This window comes from Allobosea sp. P4_E12 (genome assembly GCF_056401655.1).
In genome coordinates this window covers 24202-48338 of record NZ_JBFUIY010000034.1, presented here as the reverse complement: position 1 = coordinate 48338, position 24137 = coordinate 24202, and the positions used below count along the sequence as shown (strand labels likewise).

26 protein-coding genes and 1 tRNA gene are annotated in these 24137 nt (G+C 65.4%); 12 read left to right on the top strand and 15 right to left on the bottom strand.

The window, feature by feature from the left end; genetic code table 11:
• Positions 1 to 60: 60 nt before the first annotated feature.
• Both AC1DW9_RS29770 and AC1DW9_RS29765 read right to left on the bottom strand, forming a co-directional pair.
• The gene (locus tag AC1DW9_RS29770; RefSeq protein ID WP_441493251.1) at positions 61 to 735 is read right to left on the bottom strand and encodes a cation efflux transmembrane domain-containing protein; all 675 of its coding nucleotides are present in this window, start codon (positions 733 to 735) and stop codon (positions 61 to 63) included.
• A 97-nt stretch (positions 736 to 832) separates the two neighbouring features.
• Positions 833 to 1594 carry an SDR family oxidoreductase gene (locus tag AC1DW9_RS29765; RefSeq protein ID WP_476855257.1) on the bottom strand — a complete coding sequence of 254 codons (762 nt, stop codon included), beginning with the start codon at positions 1592 to 1594 and terminating at the stop codon, positions 833 to 835.
• A 158-nt stretch (positions 1595 to 1752) separates the two neighbouring features.
• Here AC1DW9_RS29765 and AC1DW9_RS29760 point away from each other — a divergent pair, with 158 nt between their 5' ends.
• Entirely contained in the window at positions 1753 to 2841 is a 1089-nt protein-coding gene (locus AC1DW9_RS29760) for a Kelch repeat-containing protein (protein WP_441508470.1), read from the top strand.
• Positions 2842 to 2866: 25 nt separating this feature from the next.
• On the opposite strand, the gene AC1DW9_RS29755 is transcribed toward AC1DW9_RS29760, so the two are convergent.
• The 3 genes from AC1DW9_RS29755 to lipB form a co-directional block, all read right to left on the bottom strand.
• The gene (locus AC1DW9_RS29755; protein ID WP_476855256.1) at positions 2867 to 4474 is read right to left on the bottom strand and encodes a carboxyl transferase domain-containing protein; all 1608 of its coding nucleotides are present in this window, start codon (positions 4472 to 4474) and stop codon (positions 2867 to 2869) included.
• A 106-nt stretch (positions 4475 to 4580) separates the two neighbouring features.
• Complete coding sequence (locus AC1DW9_RS29750; protein WP_113517734.1) at positions 4581 to 4763, bottom strand: hypothetical protein; 183 nt, start codon at positions 4761 to 4763, stop codon at positions 4581 to 4583.
• Positions 4764 to 4856: 93 nt separating this feature from the next.
• The gene (gene lipB, locus AC1DW9_RS29745) at positions 4857 to 5558 is read right to left on the bottom strand and encodes a lipoyl(octanoyl) transferase LipB (RefSeq protein ID WP_441493255.1); all 702 of its coding nucleotides are present in this window, start codon (positions 5556 to 5558) and stop codon (positions 4857 to 4859) included.
• 131 nt (positions 5559 to 5689) lie between these two features.
• Between lipB and AC1DW9_RS29740 the strand changes: the two genes are divergently transcribed.
• From AC1DW9_RS29740 to AC1DW9_RS29715, 6 genes are all read left to right on the top strand, one after another.
• Positions 5690 to 5959, top strand: coding sequence for a FliM/FliN family flagellar motor switch protein (locus AC1DW9_RS29740; RefSeq protein WP_074471588.1), 270 nt, complete (start codon positions 5690 to 5692; stop codon positions 5957 to 5959).
• 109 nt (positions 5960 to 6068) lie between these two features.
• Positions 6069 to 6153, top strand: a tRNA-Leu gene (locus AC1DW9_RS29735).
• A 174-nt stretch (positions 6154 to 6327) separates the two neighbouring features.
• Positions 6328 to 7734 (top strand): magnesium transporter, encoded by a 1407-nt coding sequence (gene mgtE / locus AC1DW9_RS29730; protein WP_441493256.1) that lies wholly within the window; start codon positions 6328 to 6330, stop codon positions 7732 to 7734.
• 77 nt (positions 7735 to 7811) lie between these two features.
• Positions 7812 to 8744, top strand: coding sequence for a glycoside hydrolase family 25 protein (locus AC1DW9_RS29725; RefSeq protein ID WP_441493257.1), 933 nt, complete (start codon positions 7812 to 7814; stop codon positions 8742 to 8744).
• Positions 8745 to 8852: 108 nt separating this feature from the next.
• Entirely contained in the window at positions 8853 to 9821 is a 969-nt protein-coding gene (locus AC1DW9_RS29720) for a glycoside hydrolase family 25 protein (protein WP_476776869.1), read from the top strand.
• Between the two features lie 105 nt (positions 9822 to 9926).
• A complete protein-coding gene (locus AC1DW9_RS29715; protein WP_441508474.1) occupies positions 9927 to 10922 on the top strand; it encodes a CorA family divalent cation transporter in 996 nt (331 codons plus the stop codon).
• Between the two features lie 22 nt (positions 10923 to 10944).
• Here AC1DW9_RS29715 and dmeF read toward each other — a convergent pair whose 3' ends face one another.
• Both dmeF and AC1DW9_RS29705 read right to left on the bottom strand, forming a co-directional pair.
• On the bottom strand, positions 10945 to 11931 hold the full coding sequence (gene dmeF, locus AC1DW9_RS29710; protein ID WP_441508475.1) for a CDF family Co(II)/Ni(II) efflux transporter DmeF: 987 nt from the start codon (positions 11929 to 11931) through the stop codon (positions 10945 to 10947).
• 19 nt (positions 11932 to 11950) lie between these two features.
• Positions 11951 to 12217 (bottom strand): metal-sensing transcriptional repressor, encoded by a 267-nt coding sequence (locus AC1DW9_RS29705; protein WP_441508476.1) that lies wholly within the window; start codon positions 12215 to 12217, stop codon positions 11951 to 11953.
• A gap of 212 nt (positions 12218 to 12429) precedes the next feature.
• Between AC1DW9_RS29705 and AC1DW9_RS29700 the strand changes: the two genes are divergently transcribed.
• Positions 12430 to 13602, top strand: a complete 1173-nt coding sequence (locus tag AC1DW9_RS29700; protein ID WP_476855255.1) for an isovaleryl-CoA dehydrogenase — start codon at positions 12430 to 12432, stop codon at positions 13600 to 13602.
• Between the two features lie 4 nt (positions 13603 to 13606).
• Positions 13607 to 14125 carry a gamma-glutamylcyclotransferase family protein gene (locus AC1DW9_RS29695; protein ID WP_441493263.1) on the top strand — a complete coding sequence of 173 codons (519 nt, stop codon included), beginning with the start codon at positions 13607 to 13609 and terminating at the stop codon, positions 14123 to 14125.
• 204 nt (positions 14126 to 14329) lie between these two features.
• Here AC1DW9_RS29695 and AC1DW9_RS29690 read toward each other — a convergent pair whose 3' ends face one another.
• From AC1DW9_RS29690 to AC1DW9_RS29680, 3 genes are all read right to left on the bottom strand, one after another.
• The gene (locus AC1DW9_RS29690; protein WP_441493264.1) at positions 14330 to 16126 is read right to left on the bottom strand and encodes an ABC transporter ATP-binding protein; all 1797 of its coding nucleotides are present in this window, start codon (positions 16124 to 16126) and stop codon (positions 14330 to 14332) included.
• 384 nt (positions 16127 to 16510) lie between these two features.
• Complete coding sequence (locus AC1DW9_RS29685) at positions 16511 to 16684, bottom strand: hypothetical protein (RefSeq protein WP_441493265.1); 174 nt, start codon at positions 16682 to 16684, stop codon at positions 16511 to 16513.
• A 9-nt stretch (positions 16685 to 16693) separates the two neighbouring features.
• A complete protein-coding gene (locus tag AC1DW9_RS29680; RefSeq protein WP_441493266.1) occupies positions 16694 to 17116 on the bottom strand; it encodes a rhodanese-like domain-containing protein in 423 nt (140 codons plus the stop codon).
• A gap of 110 nt (positions 17117 to 17226) precedes the next feature.
• Here AC1DW9_RS29680 and AC1DW9_RS29675 point away from each other — a divergent pair, with 110 nt between their 5' ends.
• The 3 genes from AC1DW9_RS29675 (at position 17227) to AC1DW9_RS29665 (ending at position 19111) form a co-directional block, all read left to right on the top strand.
• The gene (locus AC1DW9_RS29675) at positions 17227 to 17916 is read left to right on the top strand and encodes a DUF599 domain-containing protein (RefSeq protein ID WP_441508479.1); all 690 of its coding nucleotides are present in this window, start codon (positions 17227 to 17229) and stop codon (positions 17914 to 17916) included.
• 100 nt (positions 17917 to 18016) lie between these two features.
• A complete protein-coding gene (locus AC1DW9_RS29670) occupies positions 18017 to 18715 on the top strand; it encodes an alpha/beta hydrolase (protein WP_441493268.1) in 699 nt (232 codons plus the stop codon).
• Between the two features lie 129 nt (positions 18716 to 18844).
• On the top strand, positions 18845 to 19111 hold the full coding sequence (locus AC1DW9_RS29665) for a DUF3253 domain-containing protein (RefSeq protein ID WP_441508480.1): 267 nt from the start codon (positions 18845 to 18847) through the stop codon (positions 19109 to 19111).
• Between the two features lie 18 nt (positions 19112 to 19129).
• On the opposite strand, the gene AC1DW9_RS29660 is transcribed toward AC1DW9_RS29665, so the two are convergent.
• From AC1DW9_RS29660 to AC1DW9_RS29640, 5 genes are all read right to left on the bottom strand, one after another.
• Entirely contained in the window at positions 19130 to 19918 is a 789-nt protein-coding gene (locus tag AC1DW9_RS29660) for a YdcF family protein (RefSeq protein ID WP_441508481.1), read from the bottom strand.
• 171 nt (positions 19919 to 20089) lie between these two features.
• Positions 20090 to 20608, bottom strand: coding sequence for a lysozyme inhibitor LprI family protein (locus AC1DW9_RS29655; RefSeq protein ID WP_441508482.1), 519 nt, complete (start codon positions 20606 to 20608; stop codon positions 20090 to 20092).
• A gap of 48 nt (positions 20609 to 20656) precedes the next feature.
• On the bottom strand, positions 20657 to 21277 hold the full coding sequence (locus AC1DW9_RS29650) for a glutathione S-transferase family protein (RefSeq protein WP_441508483.1): 621 nt from the start codon (positions 21275 to 21277) through the stop codon (positions 20657 to 20659).
• A 96-nt stretch (positions 21278 to 21373) separates the two neighbouring features.
• Complete coding sequence (locus AC1DW9_RS29645; protein WP_441508484.1) at positions 21374 to 23374, bottom strand: acetyl-CoA carboxylase biotin carboxylase subunit; 2001 nt, start codon at positions 23372 to 23374, stop codon at positions 21374 to 21376.
• A 120-nt stretch (positions 23375 to 23494) separates the two neighbouring features.
• Positions 23495 to 23932, bottom strand: coding sequence for a hypothetical protein (locus AC1DW9_RS29640; RefSeq protein ID WP_441493274.1), 438 nt, complete (start codon positions 23930 to 23932; stop codon positions 23495 to 23497).
• Between the last annotated feature and the right edge of the window lie 205 nt (positions 23933 to 24137).

The window sequence follows — 24137 nt, the reverse complement described above, 5'->3', positions numbered from 1 at the left end:
GCGGACAAGAACCGTCCCCCGGCGCCTGCCGTAGGGGAAGATCCTTCCGAAAGGCCCGTGTCAGGCTTCCGCTGGGAGGGTTTTGTCCTGCGGCACCCGGGCAGCTTTCCAGATCGCCCAGGTCGCCTGGAAGCAGATGCCGGCCACGATGAGGTCGAACAGATATTCCGGCCAGCGCACCGGGGCGACGCGGGCGACGAGACCAAGCAGCGCAAAGCCGGTGGTCGAGATCACGTCGTTGCGGCTGGAGAGCCAGGTCGCCTTGATCACCGGATTGGTCTCGCGGCGGAAGCGCCAGAGCAGCGCGACGATCAGGATGGCGATGACGATCGCGCTCGCCGCGGAGAAGCCGAGCGTCCAGATCTCGATCGGCCTTGGGCTGACAATCTTGTCCCAGAGGTCGTAGAGCGTGTGGATACCGGCGACCGCCATGACCGCCCCGATACCGAGCGCGGCCCAGCGCTCGGCCCGCTCGTCACGGCCGAAGACCAGCGCGGCGATGCCGTAGAGCAGGACGTCGTAGACCCAGTCGACGCCGTCCTTGAGCAGTTGGGCGTTGCCGATGCCGTGCGCCCAGAGCACGACATGGGCGGCGAACAGGAAAATGCCGAGCGCGATGCCCCAGATGGTCAGGCGATAGGCGCGGGCCATGCGTGCCTGCGCCTTGCTGTCATGGCCGGGCCCGCCCCGACCTTCCATGTCTTCAAACGGCGTGTTCGTCTCGAACGCGGACATGCAAGGCGCTCCTCAAGGCCGGCATCCCACTGTCCTGCAACGAGCTGGCGACGCAAGGCGTCATGACCGGGACAGGCCCAGCCGTGACGCCGAGAGATCAGCCGCGCCCGACCAGCGGCGCCTTGGTCGCCATCACGGTGACGAACAGCACATTGGCCTCGATCGGCAGGCTCGCCATGTGCAGAACCGTGGAGGCGACATGCGCCACGTCCATCACCGCCTCAACCTTGATCGAGCCGTCGGCCTGCGGCACGCCGGTCGTCATCTTCTGCGCCATCTCGGTCAGTGCATTGCCGATATCGACCTGGCCGACCGCGATGTCGTATTTGCGGCCGTCGAGCGATGCGGTCTTGGTCAGGCCGCTGATCGCGTGCTTGGTCGCGGTATAGGCGGCCGAGTTCGGGCGCGGCACCTGCGCCGAGATCGAGCCGTTGTTGATGATGCGACCGCCGCGCGGGCTCTGGTCCTTCATCTGCTTGAAGGCCTCCTGCGTGCAGAGGAACGKCCCGGTCAGGTTGGTGTCGACCACCGCCTGCCACTGCTCCAGCGAGAGATCCTCGAGCAGGATTCCGCCCGGTGCATTGACGCCGGCATTGTTGAACAGCACGTCGAGGCGGCCAAAAGTCTCCTTCGTCCTGGCAAAGAGGTTCTTCACGGAAGCCTGGTCGGTCACATCGGTCGAGACGGCGAGCGCCTGCGCGGCCGGGGCGCCCGAGAGCTTGATCGTCTCCTCCAGCGCGTCCACCCGACGCCCGGCGAGGACCGTGCGATACCCGTCCTTGAGGAAGGCGATCGCGACGGCGCGGCCGACGCCCGAACCCGCACCGGTGATGATGGCGACCTTGTTGTGCCCAGACATGCGTATCCTCGCGTTTCCCGTGATTTCAACCGTTTCAGGCGGCCGGACCATAACAGCGTATGCAGTATGCGGAACAGGGTTTGGCGCAAGCCCGTCCCCGCCCTTTCGCTTGCCAAGGCCCGCGGCTGACATAGTCTTGTAGCGAGGGAGGATGCATGATGACCAGCCTGAGCCGCCGCCGTTTCATCGCCACCGGAGCGGCAACGCTTGCAACTGCCCCCGCACTGGCCCAGCAGCCGGGCCACGAGCACCATGGCGGCGCCTATGAGCGGCTGAACCAGCCCGGCCGCATCGACCGGCCGGAACTTGCAAAGACGCAGAACGTCTTCGATTCCCCTGCCCCGAAGGCCGCCAACCCCGGCCGCTGGCAGGCGAAGGCGCCGCTGCCGATGCCGCGCTCGGAAATGGCCTGGGCGACGGCGCATGAGGGCAAGATGCACATCGTCGGGGGGTATGCCGAGCAGCGCGTCGACCGCCCCTATCACCATGTCTACGAGGCAGCCTCCGACCGCTGGAGCGATGCCGCTCCGTTGCCGCTAGGCGCCAACCATGTCGGCGTCGCCTTCCTGGACGGAAAGCTCTACGCGATCGGCGGCTTCCTGGAGCAGAATCGCAAGCCGCATCCGCGCTGCTTCGTCTATGATCCGGCGAGAGACAGATGGGCCGAGATCAGGTCCCTGCCGCGCCCCGTCGGCTCGGCGGCGATTGTTGGCCTGGGCGGTCGGTTGCATGTCATTGGCGGCGCCATCGGCGAGACGACCGACACCAAGAAGTCGATCGACTGGCACCTGACCTACGATCCCAAGGCCGACAACTGGGAGAACCGCGCGCCGTTGCCGACCGCCCGCGACCACACCGGCACGCTCGCCATCGCGCCCCTGATCCATGTCATCGGCGGCCGCGTCGACTCCTTCCACACCAATTCGAACCTGCACCACGCCTATGACCCGGCGACCGACAAATGGACGCCGCGCAATCCGCTGCCAACAGCCCGCTCCGGCCACGGCGCGGTGCTCTACCGCGGAAAGGTCTTCGTCATGGGCGGCGAAGGCACCAACCGCGTCTTCGGCCAGATGGAGGCCTATGACCCCGTTGGCGATGCCTGGGAGCAATACGCTCCAATGCCAACGCCCCGCCACGGGCTCGGCGCTGCACTGGTCGGAGACGCCATCCATGTCGCCGGCGGCGGCCCGATCATGGGCGGCGGCGTCCAGAGCGCCGTGCACGAGGCATTTGTGCTGGGCTGAGCCCCTGGCGGCCAGCGCTCCCGCCTCACATCCGGAAGACGCCGAAGCGGGTCTCCGGCACTTCGGCATTGAGACAGGCGGAGAAGGCCAGCGCCAGCACGCGGCGCGTCTCGGAGGGAAGGATGATGCCATCGTCCCAGAGCCGCGCGGTGGCGTGATAGGGCGAGCCCTCATCCTCGTATTTCGCGCGGATCGGGGCCTTGAAGGCCTCTTCCTCCTCGGCCGACCAGGACTTGCCCTCAGCCTCGATATTGTCGCGGCGGACGGTCGCGAGCACGCTCGCCGCCTGCTCGCCGCCCATCACCGAGATACGGGAGTTGGGCCAGGTGAACAGGAAACGCGGWGAATAGGCGCGSCCGCACATGCCGTAATTGCCGGCSCCGAAGGAGCCGCCRAYCAGYACGGTGAWCTTCGGCACGCGGGCCGAGGCGACTGCCGTGACCAGCTTGGCGCCGTCCTTGGCGATGCCGCGCGTCTCGACATCGCGGCCGACCATGAAGCCGGTGATGTTCTGCAGGAAGAGCAGCGGAATGCGACGCTGGCAGCAGAGCTCGATGAAATGCGCGCCCTTCAGCGCGCTCTCCGAGAACAGGATGCCATTATTGGCGATGATGCCGACCGGCATGCCGTGGATGCGGGCAAAACCGGTGACCAGCGTCGTGCCGTAGAGTCGCTTGAACTCGTCAAATTCGGAGCCGTCGACGAGCCGGGCGATGACCTCGCGGATGTCGTATTGCTTCTTCAGGTCGGTCGGCACCACGGCCTCGAGCTCGGCGGGGTCGTAGAGTGGCTCCCTCGGCTCGGCGATGTCGATATCGGGACGCTTGACGCTGTTCAGGTTGGCAGCGATGCGGCGCGCAATCGCGAGCGCATGGGTGTCGTCGCCGGCATAATGGTCGGCGACGCCGGACAGCCTCGCATGGACATCGGCGCCGCCAAGGTCCTCGGCCGAGACAACCTCGCCGGTCGCCGCCTTCACCAGCGGCGGGCCACCCAGGAAGATCGTGCCCTGCCGGCGCACGATCACCGTCTCGTCCGACATCGCCGGCACATAGGCGCCGCCGGCCGTGCAGGAGCCCATGACGACGGCGATCTGCGGAATCCCCTCCGCCGAGAGCGTCGCCTGATTGTAGAAGATCCGGCCGAAATGCTCGCGATCGGGGAAGACATCGGTCTGGTGTGGCAGGTTGGCACCGCCGGAATCGACGAGGTAGACGCAAGGCAGCCGGTTCTCGCGTGCGATCTCCTGCGCCCGCAGATGCTTCTTCACCGTCATCGGGTAATAGGTGCCACCCTTGATGGTGGCGTCGTTGCAGACGACCATCACCTCGCGGCCGGCAACGCGACCGATCCCGGCGATCATGCCTGCGCCGTGGATCTCCTTGTCATACATCTCGAAGGCGGCCAGCGCCCCGATCTCGAGGAAGGGCGAGCCCGGATCGAGCAGGCGCAGCACCCGCTCCCGCGGCAGCAGTTTTCCACGAGCGGTATGGCGCTCCCGCGACTTGGCATTGCCGCCGAGCGCAGCGGCCGCGCGGTGCCGGGCCAGCTCGGCACGCAGGCCGTCCCAGGCCTCGGCGTTGGCGCGCGTCTCGGCCGAGTTGAGATCGACCTTGCTCTCGATGACCGCCACGGCACGCTCCCTTAAGCGAAGAAGTCCTCGCCGGGTTATGGCGCGCCACGCGAAAAACGCCAACCGGCGCGGATGCGCAGGGGCGCGAGCGCAAATCCGCCCGCTCTCAGCGCGCCACCGCAGGGGCAGCCACGGCGCCGATCGCGCCCCCCGCAACCGCTCCGATCGGCCCGCCGATAAGGGCCCCCGTGCCGGCGCCCGCAGCCGCGCCGGCGATGATCTTGTCGTTGGTGGTGCAGGCACCCAGCACGACCGCGCAGGCGGCCGCGAACATCACTGTCCGGATCATCTTCGTCCCCGTTTCCGATTCATCCCACCGCGGGAGGTTGGCCGGCTTTGGTCAACGGATGGTGAACGAAGGATGAAGAGCCTTAGTCGAGGCTCAGGCGAGAACGGTTGCCCCGAAGATCCTCTCGAACTCGGCACGCAGCATCGAATCGACCTCCGGAAGCGTCACCGGCAACCCGAGATCGACCAGCGAGGTCACGCCCTGGTCACTGACGCCGCAGGGCACGATTCCCCCGAAATGCGACAGCTCCGGCTCGACATTCAGCGAGATGCCGTGGAACGAAACCCAGCGCCGGACGCGGATGCCGATGGCGGCGATCTTGTCCTCGCTATCCGCTCCTTTCTCGGGCCGGCGCACCCAGACGCCGACACGGTCCTCGCGCCGCTCGCCGCGGACATTGAAGCGCTCAAGCGTGCCGATCAGCCAGGCTTCGAGGGCGGCAACGAATCGCCGGAGGTCGGGATCGCGACGCTTCAGGTCGAGCATGACATAGGCCACCCGCTGGCCGGGACCGTGATAAGTGAACTGCCCGCCCCTGCCGCTCTGATGCACCGGAAAGCGTTCGGGCTCGATCAGATCGGCCTCGCGGGCCGAGGTGCCGGCGGTATAAAGCGGCGGATGCTCGATGAGCCAGACGCGCTCGCGGGCCTTGCCGTCCGCGATCAGCGCCGCGCGCGCGTCCATCTCGGCGACAGCTTCGTCATAGCCGACAAGCCCCCCGGCATGGACCCATTCGACGGGCTCGGAGCCCGGCTGCGGCAGGAATGAAACCGCAAGCGTCTCACGTGTCTTCACGGTGCATTAACTCTGTTTGTTCAACGATCGCTAACCGGCTACCGCCTGTCGCCGGCAGGCTCATGCGCCGAAGCCGGCCGGCAGGCAAGTTTCGTTGGTTGAATTCGCAAGTAGGGTTTCGGAGGCAGGACTTGAAGGCCGATCTCGATCTCGTTTCGGTAGAGCTCACCGTGGTTCTGGGCTCGACTCAGATGCCGATCTACAAATTGCTGCGCATGGGCCGCGGTGCGATCATCGAGCTCAACGCCACCGAGAACGACGAAGTCCAGATTCTCGCCAACAATCACCCGTTCGCCCGCGGCAACGTCGTGGTCAGCGGTTCGCGCATCTCTGTCGAGATCACCGAGCTCCTGAAGCGCCCCACGGTCTTCAGCGCGCAGACCATTGCCGAGGCCGCCTGAAAAGGATTTCAAAGTTTTCCACACAACGAGCTTGTCGCGGCGGATTCGATTTGTTAGACCCGCGCCGCTCCGGAGTTCACCGCCTCACCGCGGTTTTCTCTTAGCCGCTGCGGTCATGGCGGAATTGGTAGACGCACTACCTTGAGGTGGTAGCGGGGAGACCCGTGGAGGTTCGAGTCCTCTTGACCGCACCAAATTCAGGCTGATGCCTTGAAACGGCGACCCTCGCGGGTCGCCGTTTTGGTTTTCGGCCCTGCCGGCCATGAAACGTGAGGTCGCCGCGGCGCGTTGCCAGCACAGTCCACGGCTGACACAAGAGGCCCTTCCCTCGAATCCAAGCCCTTTCCTCAAATCGTGGAGTCGGACCGATGGTCGAAGCCGAAAACGCTCCCGACGAATCCGCCACCCGCAGGATTCGCGACGAGGATGGCGCGATTGATCCCGCGCTGGTCGAACAGGTCTCGCAGGCCGTCCTGCTCTCGGACGTCACGACGTTGCGCGGCATCGTTGCCGACATGCACGAGGCCGATCTCGGCGCATTGCTGGAAGCCCTCGACGCCGACGAACGCCCGCGCCTGATCTCGCTGCTCGGCTCCTATTTCGACTTCACGGCGCTGACCGAAGTCGACGACACCGTTCGCGAGGAAATTCTCGAAGAGCTCTCGGCCGAGACCGTCGCGGAAGGCGTACGCGAACTCGACACTGACGACGCGGTCTACATTCTCGAGGACCTCAACGAGGCGGACAAGCAGGAGGTCCTCGACAAGCTCACGCCCTCCGAGCGCATCGCCCTGCAGCAGGGCCTGGATTATCCCGAGGACACGGCCGGCCGGCGCATGCAGAGCGAGGTCATCGCCGTGCCGCCCTTCTGGACCGTCGGCCAGACCATCGACTTCCTGCGCGACACCGCAGACCTGCCCGACCGATTCTTCGAAATATTCGTGGCCGACCCGGCCCATCATTTCGTCGGCACGGTGCGGCTGGACCGACTGCTGCGCAACCGGCGCCCCGTGGTGATTTCGCAGCTGCTGGAAGAGGACCGGCGGGTCGTCGAGGCGACCGACGAACTCGAGGACGTGGCGCGGCTGTTCCAGCGCTACAATCTTGTTGCGGCACCGGTGATCGATGCGACCGGTCGTCTCGTCGGCGTGCTGACCATCGACGATATCGTCGACGTCATCGAGGAAGCCGCGGACGAGGATGTGAAACAGCTCGGCGGCGTCAATCCCGACGAAGAGCTCTCGGACCCGGTCCGGAAGATCATCTGGAGCCGCTTCAGCTGGCTCTTCGTCAACCTGATGACCTCGTTTCTCGCCGCCGCGGTGATGAGCCTGTTTGAGAATCAGCTCGCAAAAGTCGTGGCGCTGGCGATCCTGGCGCCGATCGTAGCGAGCCAGGGCGGCAACGCCGCCACTCAAACCATGACGGTCGCTGTCCGCGCCCTGGCCACGCAGGAGCTTGGCGCCTGGAATCTGCGGCGCTTCTTCACCCGCGAACTGGTCGTCGGCCTCGTGAATGGCTTCGGCTTTGCCGTGATCACCGGCGCCATCGCCGCCGCCTGGTTCGGGAGCGCGGGCCTCGGCGCCGTCATCGCGATCGCGATGGTCGTCACCCTGATCTCGGCCGCCATTGCCGGCGTCCTCATTCCACTGGCACTCGACAAACTCGACATCGATCCGGCGATTGCGTCCGGAACCTTCGTCACGACGGTCACCGACGTGGTCGGCTTCTTCGCCTTTCTGGGGATCGCCACACTTCTGCTCGGCCTGGGGTGACGAAAGCAAAAACTTCGGTAACGTAAACCGGGCGTCAAGTTTTCTCCGCAATTCTCCGCGAGATGATCGCCCGTCGCATGTCCCGCCTCCGTTCAGCCCCATTTCTCGCCGTCGCCGTCGCCGCGCTCGCGGTCCTTGGCGGCTGCGTGGCGTTCGAGGGCCGATATCCGCAGAAGGGCGATGCCCGGCCGCATCCCGGCGTCGCGAGCGCCCTGAACTATGCCGTCCAGGGCATCGATATCTCGCGCTGGCAAGGCGAGATCGACTGGGCCGCGGTCAAGGGCGCCGGCACCCGCTTCGTCTACATGAAGGCGACGGAGGGCGGCGACCACATCGACCCCTCCTTTCTGCGCAACTGGGAAGGCGCGCGCCGGGCCGGCGTGCCGCGCGGAGCCTACCACTTCGTCTTCTGGTGCCGCCCCGCCCATGAGCAGGCAGTCTGGTTCAAGCAGCATATCCCGAACGACCCCGGCGCCTTGCCGCCGGTGCTCGATGTCGAGTGGAATGGCCATTCCAAGACCTGCCCGCAGAAGATCGACCGCTCGCTGGCACTGGAGAAGATCCAGCTGATGCTGACCGAGCTCGAGCAGCTCACCGGCAAGAAGCCGATCATCTATACCGACATCACCTTCCATAAGGACGTGCTGGAAGGGCAGTTCAACGAATATCCCTACTGGATCCGCTCGACGGCAGCGAAGCCCGAGACACGCTACGAGAACCGCCCCTGGGCCTTCTGGCAATTCACCACGACCGGCCGCGTGCCGGGCATCAGGGGCGATGTCGACCGCAACGCGTTCTTCGGCGACGAAGAGCAGTTCATCGGCTGGATCAACGGCGAGTTCGACATCGGCCGGAGGCAGTGGACCAAGCGGCGCGCCTCTCCGGCGCAACCCAGCCCCAGCATCGTCAATGATCCGGAATTCGAGCCTCCGGTCAGCCAGGCTCCGCCCGCCCCGGTCATACCCGGCGCGCTGCAGCCGGTGCCGTCCTCGCTGCAGATCGGCGGATAGCGGGCGCGCCGGTTAACCAACCCTGAAATCATCCGCTCGCATCCGAGCGAACGCTTACCGCGCCTTAACCACGACTGCCGCACCACTGTTTGCATGCAGGAGGGGCGGATGCCGGCGCGTATGAAGACCGAGTACAAGGGACTGCGGTGCTTTCTTGCAGTTCTCGGCCTTGCACTCGGCTGCTCCGGCCCTGCCCTCGCGCTCTATCCCAAGAAGGGCGACGCCTCGCCCCATCACGGCGTCCGCGATGCACGCCGCCAGGCTATCCAGGGCATCGACATTTCGCGCTGGCAGGGCGAGATCGACTGGGCCAAGGTCAAGGATGCCGGCACCCGCTTTGCCTTCATCAAGGCGACCGAGGGCGGCGACCACCTCGACCCCAATTTCCGCAAGAACTGGGAGGGGGCGAAGAAGGCCGGCGTAGCGCGCGGTGCCTACCATTTCGTCTATTGGTGCCGCCCGGCCAAGGATCAGGTGCGCTGGTTCAAGCGGCATATCCCGAAGGACCCGGATGCCCTGCCGCCTGTGCTCGATGTCGAATGGAACGGCGAGTCGGAGAGCTGCGGCAAGAAGATCCCGCGCGAGAAGGCGCTGGCCAAGATCAGCGAGATGCTGAAGGGCCTGCAGGAACACACTGGCAAGAAGCCGATCATCTATACCGACATCACCTTCCACGAGGATGTGCTGGAAGGCGAGTTCAACGATCATCCCTACTGGCTGCGCTCAACCGCGGCCCCACTGCGCCATCGCTATGAGCGTAGCAAATGGGAATTCTGGCAGTTCACCACCACAGGACGCGTGCCCGGCATAACCGGCGATGTCGACCGCAACGCGTTCTTCGGGTCCGAGCGGGAATTCGCAGCCTGGCGCGAGGGCCGTTTCGACATCGGCGCCCGGAAGTGGCGGGGTGGCGAGCCGAAGGTTGCCGGCAACCGCGCACCTGCGACATCGGCCGGCTCCAAGGCGCCGCAGGCTGCCGGAGGCGCGACGCTCAAGATGCTGCCTCCCGCGCGCGTCCCGGGCAAGGCGACCGCCAACCGTGATCCACAAGTGACCGGCTCTCTCGCCCGCGATTGACTTTGCGGCACCCGCTGCGCTGTCACGAAGCTGTCATGAGACGCGCGCCCTGATCCCGGGCAGCGCAACCTCTGATGAGAAATCGCCCGCCAGGGCGTGGCCGGAATGCTCCATGATCTGCAATCCCGGGCCGGGTTCGTCTGGGTCTACCATTTTGATTCCGACGGCCGTGCGCATCTCCTTCCTCGCCGCGAGATGCCCGACCTTGCCCTCCCCGAGGCCGAGTTCGTCTGGATCCATCTCGATCTCGTGCATGGCCGCGCCAAGCAATGGGTCGCCGATTGCACCGCTCTGCCCGCCGAGGCGCAGACCCTGTTCCTGACCCAGGACGATCACCAGCGCCTCCATCACAATCGTGACTTCGCCTGGGGCATTACCTTCGACCAGATCCGCGAGGTCGACAGCCCCGCCGACGAGATGGGCATGCTGCACTGGATCATCGCCGACCGGTTTCTGCTGACAGGTCGGAGACAGGCCATGCAGGCAACGCGCCTGACGCGCGACGCCTTGGAGGCCGGCTACCGGGCGAGCTCGCCGGTGATGCTGTTCGAGCGCATCATCGAGTTCGTCATCGAGGATGTGGCCGAAGCGGTGATGCAGCTGACAGAGGACACCGACTCGATCGAGGACCATGTCATCGACGAGCGCGTCAGCGACGAGGCTCGCCGGTTAGGGTTGATCCGCCGGCGGACGGTGAGGCTGCACCGCCAGCTCAACGGCCTGCACCAGCTCTTCCGTCGCTTCTCCGAAAATGCCTCGACACGGGCTGCGCCGGAGACCGTGAAGAGCGCCGCCAGCCGCCTGCTGCAGCGCGTCGACACCATGCTGACCGACGTCCAGATCGTGCAGCAGCGCGCCCGCCTGCTGCAGGACGAGATTGCCTCGCGCCTGACCGCCCAGACCAACAGCCATCTCTATGTGCTCTCGATCCTGACCGCGACGCTGATGCCGGCGACGCTGATCACCGGCCTGTTCGGCGTCAACACCAAGGGCCTGCCCTTCCTCGAGAACGAATGGGGCTTTGTCTATGTCGTGATCCTGTGCGCCCTGGCAGCGCTCAGCGTGTATCTACTGCTCAAGCGCCGCGACATGATCCACTGAGCCCGGGCGGGCTCCTGATGCATCACAGCGCGGCGATGCGCGGGTTCACCTCGACGGTGACATGGGACAGCATCGGCAACCCGGCGAGCAGTGCCTTGTAGGCTGCGGGCGGCTTCGGATCAGTGGCCACGACCGAGACGATCGCCGAGCAATGCCCTGGCCCAACCTGCCAGAGATGCAGGTCGGCAACCTCTGCGCCCTCGGCGGTGAGTCGCGCCTCGATGCCGGCGGCGAGAGCCTTGTCGGGCACAGTATCGAGCAGCACCGCTCCCGAGGCGCGCAGCAATCCGAACGACCAATGCGCGATCACCAGCGCGCCGACGATGCCCACCGCCGGGTCGAGCCAGACCCAGCCATAGAGGCTGCCGCCGAGCAGCGCGACGATGGCAAGCACGGAGGTGAAGGCATCCGCCAGCACATGCAGATAGGCCGCCTGGAGATTATGATCCCGCCCACTCCCGGCGTGGTGGTCATGATGGTGATTGTGGTCCGCGCCACCATGCGCATGATGGTGATGGTCATGGTGATGCGCAGGGCCATGGTCATGTCCGTGTTCGCCCTTCAGCAACCAGGCGCTGGCGAGATTGACCGCAAGGCCCAGAACCGCGACGGCAATCGCCTGCCCGAAGACGATCGGCACCGGCTGGACAAGCCGCATCACCGATTCCCAACCGATGAACAGGGCGACCAGCGCCAGGACGAGCGCGCTCGCGAAGGCTGCGAGGTCGCCGAGCTTGCCGGTGCCGAAGCTGAAGCGTGGGTCGCGGGCGTGGCGCCGCGCGAAGCGATAGGCGAGAGCCGCGATCAGCAGCGCCGCCGCATGGGTCGACATGTGCCAGCCATCGGCGACGAGCGCCATCGAGCCGAACAGCGTGCCGGCGGCGATCTCGCCGACCATCATCGTCATGGTCAGCGCAATGACGATCCAGGTGCGCCGCTCGTTCTCCTGGTGGTCTGCGCCGAGGAAGACATGGTCGTGACGCGGCGCCAGGCTGGCCAGTTCGGACATCGCTGGAACTCCCGTTGGATCAAAGATACTTGGTCAGCGCCTTCAGGCTCTCGATCGAGCGCCGCGTCTCGGGCGTCTGCGTGCCTGTCGTCTCGAACAGGTGATGGTCGATATGGTCGAAGATCAGCAGCATCTTGACCTTCTCCAGCGCCTTTTCGAACGCCTGGAGCTGCTGCACCACCTCTGGCACCTCGCGCCCTCCCGCGAGCATCTTCACGACGGTGTCGAGATGGCCCTGCGCCCGGCGCAGCCGCTTGACGATATCGGGATCATGTGCGTGGCTCATGCTCACATCCTATCCAGGGGATAGGATGTGTAAACCGAGTGTCGGCGCTCCCGCCCCCTCTCGGTCGCCGGCTGCAAGTGGCATGGCAGATCACCCGCCGGTGTGGCCACGCCCATCCGGGAGATCGCGCTGGAACAGCCTGACAGGGCCACAAAGCGCGCTATAACGCTGCAAAGCCGTGCCCGATGCGCGGCGTCTTCCGGGAGGCCACCATGCTCGCCAACGCCCCGCGCCCGTTCAATTTCGATCTCGGCGAGACCGCCGACGCGATCCGCGACACCGTCCACGCCTTCGCGCAGGAGAAGATCGCGCCGCGCGCCGAGGAGATCGACCGCTCAAACCAGTTTCCGCGTGACCTCTGGCCCGAGATGGGGGCCCTCGGCCTGCATGGCATCACGGTCGGAGAAGAGGATGGGGGCGCAGGCCTCGGCTATCTCGAGCATGTCGTGGCGATCGAGGAGGTCAGCCGGGCCTCCGCCTCGGTCGGCCTGAGCTACGGGGCCCATTCGAATCTGTGCGTCAACCAGATCGCCCGCAACGGCAATGCTGCGCAGAAGGCGAAGTACCTGCCAAAGCTGATCTCGGGCGAGCATGTCGGATCGCTCGCGATGTCCGAGCCCGGCGCCGGCTCGGACGTGGTCTCGATGAAGACACGGGCCGAGAAGAAGGGCGACCGCTACGTCATCACCGGCAACAAGATGTGGATCACCAACGGCCCGATCGCCGAGACGCTGGTGGTCTACGCCAAGACCRASCCCGCCGCCGGCGCGAAGGGCATCACCGCCTTCCTGATCGAGAAGGGCATGAAGGGCTTTTCGACCGCCCAGAAGCTCGACAAGCTCGGCATGCGCGGTTCGGACACCTGCGAGCTCGTCTTCGAGGAGTGCGAGGTCCCGGAGGAAAACGTGCTCGGCCAGGTCGGGCGCGGCGTTAACGTGCTGATGTCGGGGCTCGACTATGAGCGCGTCGTGCTCTCGGCCGGGCCCCTCGGCATCATGCAGGCGGCCATGGACGTGGTCATGCCCTATATCCACGAGCGCAAGCAGTTCGGCCAGTCGATCGGCGAATTCCAGCTCGTCCAGGGCAAGGTCGCCGACATGTATGTGATGATGAATGCCTGCAGGGCCTATGTGTATGCCGTCGCCAAGGCCTGCGACCGCGGCGAGACCACGCGAGAGGATGCCGCCGGCGCCATCCTGATCGCGGCCGAGAAGGCGACGCAGATCGCGCTCGACGCCATCCAGCTTCTGGGCGGCAACGGCTATATCAACGATTATCCGACCGGCCGCCTGCTCCGCGATGCAAAGCTCTACGAGATCGGGGCCGGCACCAGCGAGATCCGCCGTATGCTGATCGGCCGCGAGCTGTTCCAGAAGACGAAATAGGCCAGTGCCCCTCTATTTCGCCTATGGTCTGAATATGGACATCGCCGGGATGGCCAAGCGCTGTCCCGGTTCGAAGCCACTCGGTCTCGCGCGCCTGCCGCGCCATCGTTTCATCGTGACGAGCGATGGCTATGCCTCGGCTGTTCGCGATCCGCGCGAAACCGTCCATGGCGTGCTCTGGGACTGCTCGCTCGGCGACATCCGCGCACTCGACAAGTTCGAGGACATCGCCAGCGGTCTCTATGTGAAGATCAGCCAGCCGGTCATCGTCGAGGGCGGCGCCAAGCGGGCCCTGGTCTATGTCGGCCGCAGCGGCACGCTCGGAAAGCCGCGCCCCGGCTATATGGAAACCGTCATCGCGAGCGCCAAACACTGGGCGTTGCCAGAGACTTACGTCACAGGCCTGAATCGGTTTCTGACCAAACCGAATCTCGACATGAAGTCGTTGAATCCAGATGTGAGCGCGGAGCTTCCGCCCGGCCCCGTCGCGGGTGTCCGGCCGCGGGCCCTGGCTCCGAAATAGGTCGCCCGGAACCTCCACGTCTTGTCCCCCCGGAGACGAAGACGCGTATGGCCGGGACAAGCCCGACCATACGCAAAGGGCGCTCCGCAGGTAGTCTGGCGGCTCAATGCATCGGCCCGAAAAGTGGATTGCGGTTTTCGGGAAAGCCGATGCAATGACAGATGGTTAGATCATCGGACCGGATACGATATCCGGTCCGATGATCTATGCCGCCAGCCCCTTCGCCAGTTCGCTGACCTGCTTCTCGAACAGCGCGCGATAGGCGCCGTTCTCGCGGGTCAGCAGCGCCTCGTGGCTGCCTTCTTCGACCACCCTGCCGCGATCGAAGACCAGGATGCGGTCCATCGCCCGCACCGTCGAAAGCCGGTGCGCAATGACGATGGTAGTGCGCCCCTGCATCAGGCGCTCCATCGCCTCCTGGATCAGCGCCTCCGATTCCGAATCGAGGCTCGAGGTCGCCTCGTCCAGGATCAGGATCGGCGCATCGGCCAGGAAGGCACGCGCGAGCGCAACACGCTGGCGCTCGCCACCCGAGAGCTTGACGCCACGCTCGCCGACCAGCGTCGCGTAGCCCTTGGGCAGGCGCATGATGAAGTCATGCGCGTTGGCGAGCTTCGCCGCCTGGACAATCCGGGCCATCGAGGCGCCCGGCTTGGCATAGGCGATGTTCTCCGCCAGCGAGCGGTGGAACAGCACCGGCTCCTGTTGCACGATGGCGATCTGCGCCCGCAGGGAGGTCTGCGTCACATCAGCGATGTCGCGCCCGTCGATGGCGATGCGCCCCCCGGAGACGTCGTAGAGACGCTGAACCAGCTTGACGAAGGTCGTCTTGCCGGAGCCGGAGCGCCCGACCAGACCGACCTTCTCGCCGGCCCGGATCGTCAGCGAGAAATCGCGATAGAGCGGCTCGACATGGCCTCCGTAATGGAAGGTCACCTGCTCGAAGGCGATCTCGCCCGCCGGCACCACCATGTCGGTCGCTCCCTTGCGATCGGGCACCCCATAGGGATGGGCATGCATGGCGACGAGTTCCTCCATGTCGTTCACCGAACGCTGGAGGTTGTGCACGTGCTGGCCGACATCGCGCAGATAGCCGTGAACGACCGCGTACGAGGTCAGCACGAAGGCGACGTCGCCCGGCGTGGCCTGGCCGTTGGCCCAGAGCCAGATGACCAGGCCGATGACCGCGGCGCGAAGCGCCAGCAGGACGATCTGCTGGGCCGTGCCCGAGGTCGTGCCGCGCACCCATGTCCGGCGGGTCCTGAGCGCCCATTTTGCCAGGACACCCGCCAAGCGACCGTCCTCGCGCAGCTCGGCGCCATAGGCCTTGACCACCGGATTGCAGGAGATCGCATCAGCCAATGCACCGCCGACACGCGTGTCCCAGCTATTGGCGAGCCGCGCAGCGGGCGCGACATAGCTGAGCGACAGCGCGATCGTGACACCGACATAGATCACCGAGCCAAGGAAGACGACGAGGCCCATCGCCGGCCAATGCCATGCCAACAGTGCCGTCGTGCCCACCAGCACGACCAGCGACGGCAACAGCGCGATCAGGACCGTGTCGGTCAGCAGGTCGAGGGCCCACATCCCGCGGGTGATCTTGCGCACCGTCGAACCGGCAAAGTTGTTGGCGTGCCAATCGGTCGAGAAGCGTTGCAGGCGTGCGAACGCCTCCTGCGCCGTCTCGCTCATGGTGCGCAACGTCATGCCGGTGATGCCGATGAAACCGAGATGCCGGAACAGCACGCTGACCGCTCCGAGTGCGAGCATCGCGCCCAGCGCCCATAGCGCCGCATCGAGTGCGCTGGCGCCCTCGCCCGCCACCGCATCGACGAGGCGGCCGGCATAAAGCGGCATGAACAGGTCCGCGGCAGTCGCCGCCATCATGGCCCCGGCCACGCCGAGAACCGGCCCTGGTCGGCGCGCCCAGTGCCGGAATGTGAAGCCGAGAACGGCCCGGAACGGCTCCTGCCGCCCGGTTGAGGATTGAAGAGACATAGAAATCATTCGGCGCCGCGCGGGAGCCGACTCCAAATCAGGTGGAGCCGATGCGAATGCGATCGTCTCCGGATGAAACGTAGAGATGAAAAACCCTGGCTGGGGACCGCCTCAGGCGGGCCGCGGCAATGTCCGACCTAGTGGCGGGACATTCGTGGGGGAGTGGCGACGATGATCATGAATTGCATTCAGCCCTCCCCTTTCGCGTGTTGAAGCCAAGATAAACAACATGCCGCATCGGCAGCGAACGCGCAAGCCGCTTCATTTGCAACCGGGGCATGTGTGACCTCGGGGGCACAGGCAATCTTCGGGCAACCCTGGAAAGCGGACCGCAGCGATGACGCCCTGCATGGGCAAGTCCCGTTATCGGACCTGCCGGATTTCCTACCAGAACAGGGCAACCAGCCTGACGGCGATTACCAGCAGGAAGGCGACGATGATCGTGCCGAGCACCTGTTGTCGCTTGGCGCGATCGGGAAACTGGCGAGCCAGCAGGCGTCCGAGCGGCTTGCGGAAGATGACGCCTGCGACGAGCAGAACGATCAGGATATGGGACAAGATGCAGACCTAGCCCTTGTCGCCGGCGTTCCTCGGCTCCGGCGCATCGAGGGGCGCACCAGCCTTCTTCCACGCGCCGAACCCGCCGGCGATATGCGCCACCGGCTTCAACCCCATCTCCTGCGCGGCCTGCGCAGCAAGCGCCGAACGCCAGCCGCCTGCGCAGAAGAAGACGAAGCGCTTGTCCTGCTGGAACACCGGCTTGGCATAGGGGCTTTCGGGATCGATCCAGAATTCGAGCATGCCGCGCGGGCAGTGGAAGGCACCAGGCATGCGCCCCTCCCGCTCCAGTTCACGCGGATCACGCAGATCGACGAAGACGACGTCGTCACGGCCGACCAGCGCGTTCGCCTGCTCGACGGAGAGCGTCTCGACCTTGGCCTCGGCTTCCGCCAGCAACGCCTTGTAGCCTTTGGTGATCACTTGCGGCATTGCCGGCCTCCATCTCGTCGGCGGCACCGTGGCCGCTCGTGCACATCGCGTCAATCGCGGGCTTGCAGCGCGGCCATGCCGACAGCACTCTGGCCCAAGGGAGGCGATTCATGGCCGGCTTCACGACGATCGATATGATCGCCTTCATCTTCTTCGTCGCCTCGTGGCTTGGCTATGGCCTGGCCGTGGAAAAGGGCCCACATGGGGAGCGAAGCCTCAACGCGCGGATGAATCTCCGTCGCGCGCGCTGGATCCAGGAATCGGTCCGGCGCGAAAACCGCATCATCGATACCCAGGTGATGAACGGACTGCAGAACGGCACCGCCTTCTTCGCCTCGACCTCGCTGATCGCGATCGGCGGCTCGCTCGCCCTGCTTCAGTCGACCGACCGCGTCGTCGCGATCTTCGCCGATCTGCCCTTCACCGCGCCGACCTCGCGCGCGGCCTGGGAGATCAAGGTGATCGGGCTTGCGGTGATCTTCGCCCATGCGTTCTTCAAGTTCGCCTGGAGCTACCGGCTCTTCAACTACTGCGCGATCCTTCTCGGCGCGATCCCGCCAAGGGAGCGGGTCGACGAGGAGGAGACGAAGGAGGCCGTCCGCGAGACCATCGCAATGAACATCGCCGCCGGGCGGCATTTCAACCGCGGCCAACGCGCCTTCTTCTTTGCACTCGCCTATCTCGGCTGGTTCATCGATCCTTGGCTGTTCCTCGCTGCAACGGCCGCAGTGCTGACAGTGATGTGGCGCCGGCAGTTCGCGTCGGAATCCGCACGAATCTTCACAAGCCCCGGTCACTGATTCGGGCTGTCCGGCCGCAACGATTGCTCTGGACACCGGCTGAACCTCCGTGAGACCGTCCGCCCCGGGGGGGAGCCGATCCGCGGATCAGGAGGCCAGCATGAGCAAGCAGCCAGCAATCGTCCTGGTGCATGGTTTCTGGGGCAATGCCTCACACTGGAACAGGGTGATCCTCGAACTCTCCCGGATGGGCTACACATCGCTCCACGCCGTCGAAATGCCGCTGACCTCGCTGGCCGATGACGCCGAGCGCACCCGCAAGATGGTGACGCAGCAGAAGGGCCCCGTGCTGTTGGTCGGGCACTCCTATGGCGGCGCAGTGATCACGGAAGCCGGAGATCTGCCCAATGTGGTGGGTCTCGTCTATATCGCGGCTTTTGCCCCAGATGCTGGCGAGAGCCCGGGCGGAATCACCCAGGAACACCCGCCAGAGGCGGCCGCAAACCTCTCTCCCGACAGCGACGGCTATCTCTGGGTCCTGCCCGACAAATTTCATGAGAGCTTCTGCCCCGACCTGACGCCCGAAGAGGGCTTCGTGATGGGTGTGACGCAGAAGGCCCCGCTTGCCAGCACCTTCGGCAACACCATCACCGCGCCGGCCTGGAAGAAGAAGCCATCCTGGTACCAGATCTCCGGTGAGGACCGGATGATCGCGCCCGCGAACCAGGAGCGCATGTCGGCCCGCCTCAACGCGCGAAAGGTCATCACGCTCGCTGCCAGCCACGCTTCGCTCGCCTCCAAGCCGGCCGAAGTCGCCGCTCTGATCGACGAAGCAGCCAAAGCGACCGCACCGGCTTGAGCCCTTCGTCTCCGCGCACTGCCGCGATGGCGACCGCAGTGCTTTTCACCTCACGCGGCAGGGCAAGCCGATCCCTCCGCCCTGGCCTCGCCGCTTGACGAATCCTGCAGCCCTGCCTCTCTGGGAGGCATGACCGATCACGTTGACGCCCTCGAAGCCGCCATACTCGACCTGCTCACGGAGGCAGGACTGGGTCGTACGATCAGCGCGATGGATGCCGCGCGCCGCGTCGGCGGCGACCATCCCGATGGCTGGGGGCCGCTGATGCAGCCGATCCGCCGCATCGCCGTGCGGATGATGAAGGAAGGTCGCCTCGTCATTACCCGAAAGGGTCGCCCGGTCGATCCGGACGATTTCCGCGGCGTCTACCGCCTGTCCTTGCCAAGCAGCGAATAGGCCCTGCTCCCCGCAACGTCAGGGAGCGGGGAACAGCGCATCCGTGTAGCCGGCGGCGTAATAGGCAACGAGACCAGCCCATTCCTTGAAGGCGAGCTCTGCGATGTCGAGGCCGCGCGACGCCTCGCGGTAGGGCCTGAAGAAATCGGCCGGCTCATTGCTCGAGAGATAGTCGACCGGGAATGCCTCGACCGCGAATCCGGCCTTTCGGAAGACGCCCATCGCGCGCGGCATGTGCCAGGCCGAGGTCAGGAGCAACCAGCGCTCGCCCGGCTTCGGCATCACGAGGTCGCGGGTAAAGATCGCGTTCTCGCGGGTATTGCGCGACTTGTCCTCAAGCACCACCCGCTCGGGCGGCAGGCCCAGCGCCTCGAAAAGCAGCCTGGCGCCATCGGCCTCGGTCCTGACCACGGGCGAGAGCAGATTGGCGCCGCCGCCGGTGAAGGCGATTTTCGCCTGCGGATGCAGCCGGGCGAGCTCGACCGCCTTGGTCATGCGGGCACCGGCGTGGTTCAGCACGATGTCGCCGCGCGCGACGCCGATTGCACCGCCCAGCACGATGACGCCGGTAACCGGCCCCCTGGCGGCCTCCTGCTGCGGAAAGCGGTTTTCCAGCGGCCGCACGATGATCCGCGGCAGCGGGCTGAAGGACAGCACCAGGATGCCGAGCATGGCAAATCCGCCGAGCCAGCGCGCCGGGCGCGCGAAGCGGGTGAAGGCCAGCAGCGCCGCCAAGGCCGCCAGCAGGATCAGCAAATTCACCGGCGAGAACAGGAACCAGATGATCTTGGACAGGACGAAAAACATCGGCGGACTCCGGAACGCACCGGCTGTCTAAGCATCGGCCCGAAAACCGGATTGCGGTCTTCGGGACAGCCGATGCAAACACAGAAGGCTAGATCATTGCACCGGATGCGATATCCGGTCCGATGATCTAGCCGATGACGAGACGACGCTGCATTAACGACGCAACGACGCTCAACGGGTAATGCTGGGTGGATTGGAGGGGCGGCGCACCGGATTGCGCTGGCCGACCATTCGCTCGAGCTCGAGCGAACGGCTGGCCACCTCGCGCAACATGCAGCCCGCCTGCATCCCGGCCACGCGGACAGACGGCTGCATGCTCCCATAGAATGCGCATTTCTGCGCAGCATAGCCTTCCCAGGCGACCTGAAGCGCAGCGAACTGGCCCCGCGCGCCGCTTTCGGCATTGCGCATGACCGCCAGACTCGCGAAGGTCAGGCGCTCGCGCCAGACCGCCTCTTCTCGCCTCGCACAATCGGCTTCGGCCGCACGCCGATCGCCTGAAGCCTCTCGTACGCAGGTCACCGCCACCGACCCGATGCACGAACTGGCAGCCCCACCGCTCTGGCTCAGGCAGGACACCATCTGCGTGCGGTCGGCCGATAGCACCGGATTCGAGGGAGGCGACTGCGCCCAAGCGCCTCCTGCAGCCATTGCCGCCATGCCGAATGCAAGAATTCCCAAGCGGGTCATGGTCACCATCATGTCAAGCTCTGCGGGGAGGGCAAGGCGGCGACACGCTCACGTGATCGGCAGGGGCAGCGCTGGCTTCGCAGCAGGCCGGGCCACCACTGTCTCGTACCAGCGCTGGACATTCGGCCGGGACGCACGCGGCACCGGCATGTTGAGCCAGCGATGCGCGCCCGGCGCAACGGCGATATCGGCCATGCCGAAGCGCGCGCCGGCGAGGTAATCACGTGAAGCCAGATGCGCCTCGAGGATGTCCAGCTTCGCCTCCGTCTTGGCGATGGAGGCCTCGATGACAGCCATGTCACGCTTCTCCGCCGGTGTCCGGATCAGACCGATGAAGGCCGGAGCCATCGCCGGCTGCAATTCGGCAATCATCCAGTCCATCCAGCGATCGGCCTCGGCGCGGCGCGAGGGATCCTCCTCCCAGATCCAGCCCGCCCCATAGCGGGCCGCGAGGTAGCGCACGATGCTGCTGGACTCCCAGATGCAGACATCGCCATCCTCCAGAACGGGGATCATGCCGTTGGGGTTCTTGGCCAGATAGGCCGGCTCGCGGTTGCCGCCGAACGCGCCGCCAAGATCGACCCGTTCAAAACTCTGGCCAACCTCACCGGCCGCCCAGACGGCCTTCTGCACATTGATGGAACTGATCCGTCCCCAGATCGTCAGCATGAAGAGCTCCCCGCCACCCTTTGGCCGGACAGACTTTCCTGCCTGACGCCACGGAAAGCAAATCGTTCTATCTGCAGGCGGTCTGCCGCCTCAAGCTCAGGCGAACTCCATGATCACGGCATCGACCGCGAGCGAATCGCCCTCCTTGGCGAGGATCTTCGCGATGGTGACGTCCTTCTCGGCACGCAGCACGTTCTCCATCTTCATCGCTTCGACCATGCAGAGCGCCTCGCCGGCCTTGACTTCCTGGCCGACCTTCACGGACACGGCCTTGACCAGCCCCGGCATCGGGCAGAGCAGGAATTTTCCGGTATCGGCCGCAACCTTCTCCGGCATCAGGGCGGCAAGCTCGGCCTCGCGCGGCGTATAGACATGGGCGCTGGCATAGGCTCCGGCATGGCCAAGCGATACGCCGTTGAGGATCGCCCTCACCTGCGCCGCAATCGAGACACCATCGAGCGTGCCGCGCCAGACCGGTTCACCCGGCCGCCATTCGGAGGCGACCGCCAATGAACGGTCGCCGAAGCTGACGAGGATCGTCTCGCCCTGCTCCGCCACGATGCCCTCGAAGCGCTCACCGCCGAGCGTCACGATGCGGGTGCGTTCGAACTCGACCTTGCGCCATCCCTCCATCTGGGCCGAGACATGTCGCTTGCGCTGGTTGAGACGGTGGTCGCAGGCGATCGCGATAGCGGCCATGCGCAGCGCTATCTCTCCCTTCGGCTGCGGCAGGGAGAAGCCTTCCGGAAACTCCTCGGCGATGAAGCCCGTCGACAAGTGTCCGGCGATCCAGCGCGGATGCTGCATCAGCGCCGAGACGAACGGGATGTTATGGCGGATGCCCTCGATGGCAAAACCGTCGAGAGCACGGGCCTGCGCTTTGATCGCCGCCTCGCGCGTCGGCGCGTGGGTCACGAGTTTTGCGATCATCGGGTCGTAATAGATCGAGATCTCGCCGCCTTCGAAGACACCGGTGTCATTGCGGACGGTCGCCTCGCCATCCGGACCTTCGGCCGGTGGGCGATAGGTCACCAGCCGCCCCGTCGAAGGCAGGAAATTGCGGGTCGGGTCCTCCGCATAGACGCGGGATTCGACAGCCCAGCCGTTCAGCTTGACATCGGCCTGCGTCAGCCGGAGCTTTTCGCCATAGGCGACACGGATCATTTCCTCGACGAGGTCGATGCCGGTGATCATCTCGGTGACGGGATGCTCGACCTGGAGCCGGGTGTTCATCTCTAGGAAGAAGAAGGAGCGGTCCTGCCCTGCGACGAACTCGACCGTTCCGGCCGAATCATAATTCACCGCCTTGGCGAGGGCCACCGCCTGCTCGCCCATCTTGCGCCGGGTCGCCTCGTCGAGCAGCGGCGACGGCGCCTCCTCGACGACTTTCTGGTTGCGGCGCTGAATCGAGCACTCGCGCTCGCCGAGATAGATGACGTTGCCGTGCTTGTCGCCAAGCACCTGGATCTCGATATGACGCGGGTCGACGATGAACTTCTCGATGAAGACGCGGTCGTCGCCAAATGAGGACGCCGCTTCCGATTTCGCCCGGGCAAAGCCCTCGGCGACTTCCCCGGCCGAATGGGCAATGCGCATGCCCTTGCCGCCGCCGCCGGCMGAGGCCTTGATCATCACGGGATAGCCGATCTCGTCGGCGATCTTCACGGCTTCGGTGGGATCTTCGATGACGCCGAGATGGCCGGGCACGGTCGAGACCTTTGCCGCGGCGGCCGCCTTCTTCGACTCGATCTTGTCACCCATCGCGGCAATCGCGCCGGGATTGGGGCCGATGAAGACGATACCTGCATCCCTGAGCGCCTGGGCGAAGGCCTCGCGCTCGGACAGGAAACCATAGCCGGGATGGACAGCCTCTGCCCCCGTCGCCTTGCAGGCGGCGATGATCCTGTCGATCAGCAGATAGGATTCGGCCGCGGGCGCCGCGCCGACATGGACCGCCTCATCCGCCATCTCGACGTGGAGCGCGTCGCGGTCGGCATCCGAATAGACGGCAACCGTCTTGATGCCCATCCGCCGCGCCGTCTTGATGACACGGCAGGCGATCTCGCCACGGTTCGCGATCAGAATCTTCGTGAACATGGGTGGCGTCTCCCGGCTGTCTGAAAACACTGTGACAGTCGGGGTTTATTGGAGGCCGCAGCCCGCGTCCACTGATGCGAAAGTTCGGGAATGGGCGGCGGGCTGTGCGCGACCGCCTGATCAGTTCGTCCGAAGAACGCGTTCGAGGCGCTGGCCCGGCACCATGAACGTGCTCTTGCGCATGGCGAAGGCGATCAGCATCTCGTCGCAGCGATCCGCCTCGCGCACGATCTCGAAGGCGATGCGTCGCGCCGTCTCGGTCGGGCCGTCGCCAGCAGAGAGCGTCGTCACCAGCCAATGTGCCTTCTCGCGATCGATCACGCCTGTCGGGCGGCTTTCCCAGACAGCGAAGTCGACGACCAGAGTGACCAGGTAATTGGCGAAGGAGGCGCTGGTCGCGACGACCGCGCGATCCAGCGCAATCAGAACATCGATGACATCGCGCGTCATCACGCTATCGACCAAGATTTCGCGCTGAAGCATCTTGGTGTCTTGATCGTCGATCGCGTGCTTTTCCATCACGCGATCGACGAATTCACGGAGCTCATGACCAATCATCGTTMGACTCCTGCCCAGCTTTATTTTGCGCCGGTGCGTTCCTGTTGTGGGAACACCATGACGCGGCACCCGCCAGCAGGTGGTTAACGGCCAAATCTGAACTTCTGTTCAGGTTAAACGGTCCTGATCGGACGTGGTTGCGAGGATGTTACTGAAGTGCCGCCATGCATCGGGTCGCGGTCGAAATCCGGCACCGAATCGGTTT

Coding starts and splice junctions, on each gene's coding strand:
- AC1DW9_RS29680 (WP_441493266.1), bottom strand. CDS start 17,116: ATGCCGCAAGTGATCACCAAAGGCTACAAGGCGTTGCTGGCGGAAGCC.
- AC1DW9_RS29715 (WP_441508474.1), top strand. CDS start 9,927: ATGCTCCATGATCTGCAATCCCGGGCCGGGTTCGTCTGGGTCTACCAT.
- AC1DW9_RS29720 (WP_476776869.1), top strand. CDS start 8,853: ATGCCGGCGCGTATGAAGACCGAGTACAAGGGACTGCGGTGCTTTCTT.
- AC1DW9_RS29655 (WP_441508482.1), bottom strand. CDS start 20,608: ATGACCCGCTTGGGAATTCTTGCATTCGGCATGGCGGCAATGGCTGCA.
- AC1DW9_RS29640 (WP_441493274.1), bottom strand. CDS start 23,932: ATGATTGGTCATGAGCTCCGTGAATTCGTCGATCGCGTGATGGAAAAG.
- AC1DW9_RS29690 (WP_441493264.1), bottom strand. CDS start 16,126: ATGTCTCTTCAATCCTCAACCGGGCGGCAGGAGCCGTTCCGGGCCGTT.
- AC1DW9_RS29770 (WP_441493251.1), bottom strand. CDS start 735: ATGTCCGCGTTCGAGACGAACACGCCGTTTGAAGACATGGAAGGTCGG.
- AC1DW9_RS29675 (WP_441508479.1), top strand. CDS start 17,227: ATGGCCGGCTTCACGACGATCGATATGATCGCCTTCATCTTCTTCGTC.
- mgtE (WP_441493256.1), top strand. CDS start 6,328: ATGGTCGAAGCCGAAAACGCTCCCGACGAATCCGCCACCCGCAGGATT.
- AC1DW9_RS29660 (WP_441508481.1), bottom strand. CDS start 19,918: ATGTTTTTCGTCCTGTCCAAGATCATCTGGTTCCTGTTCTCGCCGGTG.
- AC1DW9_RS29665 (WP_441508480.1), top strand. CDS start 18,845: ATGACCGATCACGTTGACGCCCTCGAAGCCGCCATACTCGACCTGCTC.
- AC1DW9_RS29650 (WP_441508483.1), bottom strand. CDS start 21,277: ATGCTGACGATCTGGGGACGGATCAGTTCCATCAATGTGCAGAAGGCC.
- AC1DW9_RS29760 (WP_441508470.1), top strand. CDS start 1,753: ATGACCAGCCTGAGCCGCCGCCGTTTCATCGCCACCGGAGCGGCAACG.
- AC1DW9_RS29725 (WP_441493257.1), top strand. CDS start 7,812: ATGTCCCGCCTCCGTTCAGCCCCATTTCTCGCCGTCGCCGTCGCCGCG.
- dmeF (WP_441508475.1), bottom strand. CDS start 11,931: ATGTCCGAACTGGCCAGCCTGGCGCCGCGTCACGACCATGTCTTCCTC.
- AC1DW9_RS29750 (WP_113517734.1), bottom strand. CDS start 4,763: ATGATCCGGACAGTGATGTTCGCGGCCGCCTGCGCGGTCGTGCTGGGT.
- AC1DW9_RS29670 (WP_441493268.1), top strand. CDS start 18,017: ATGAGCAAGCAGCCAGCAATCGTCCTGGTGCATGGTTTCTGGGGCAAT.
- AC1DW9_RS29705 (WP_441508476.1), bottom strand. CDS start 12,217: ATGAGCCACGCACATGATCCCGATATCGTCAAGCGGCTGCGCCGGGCG.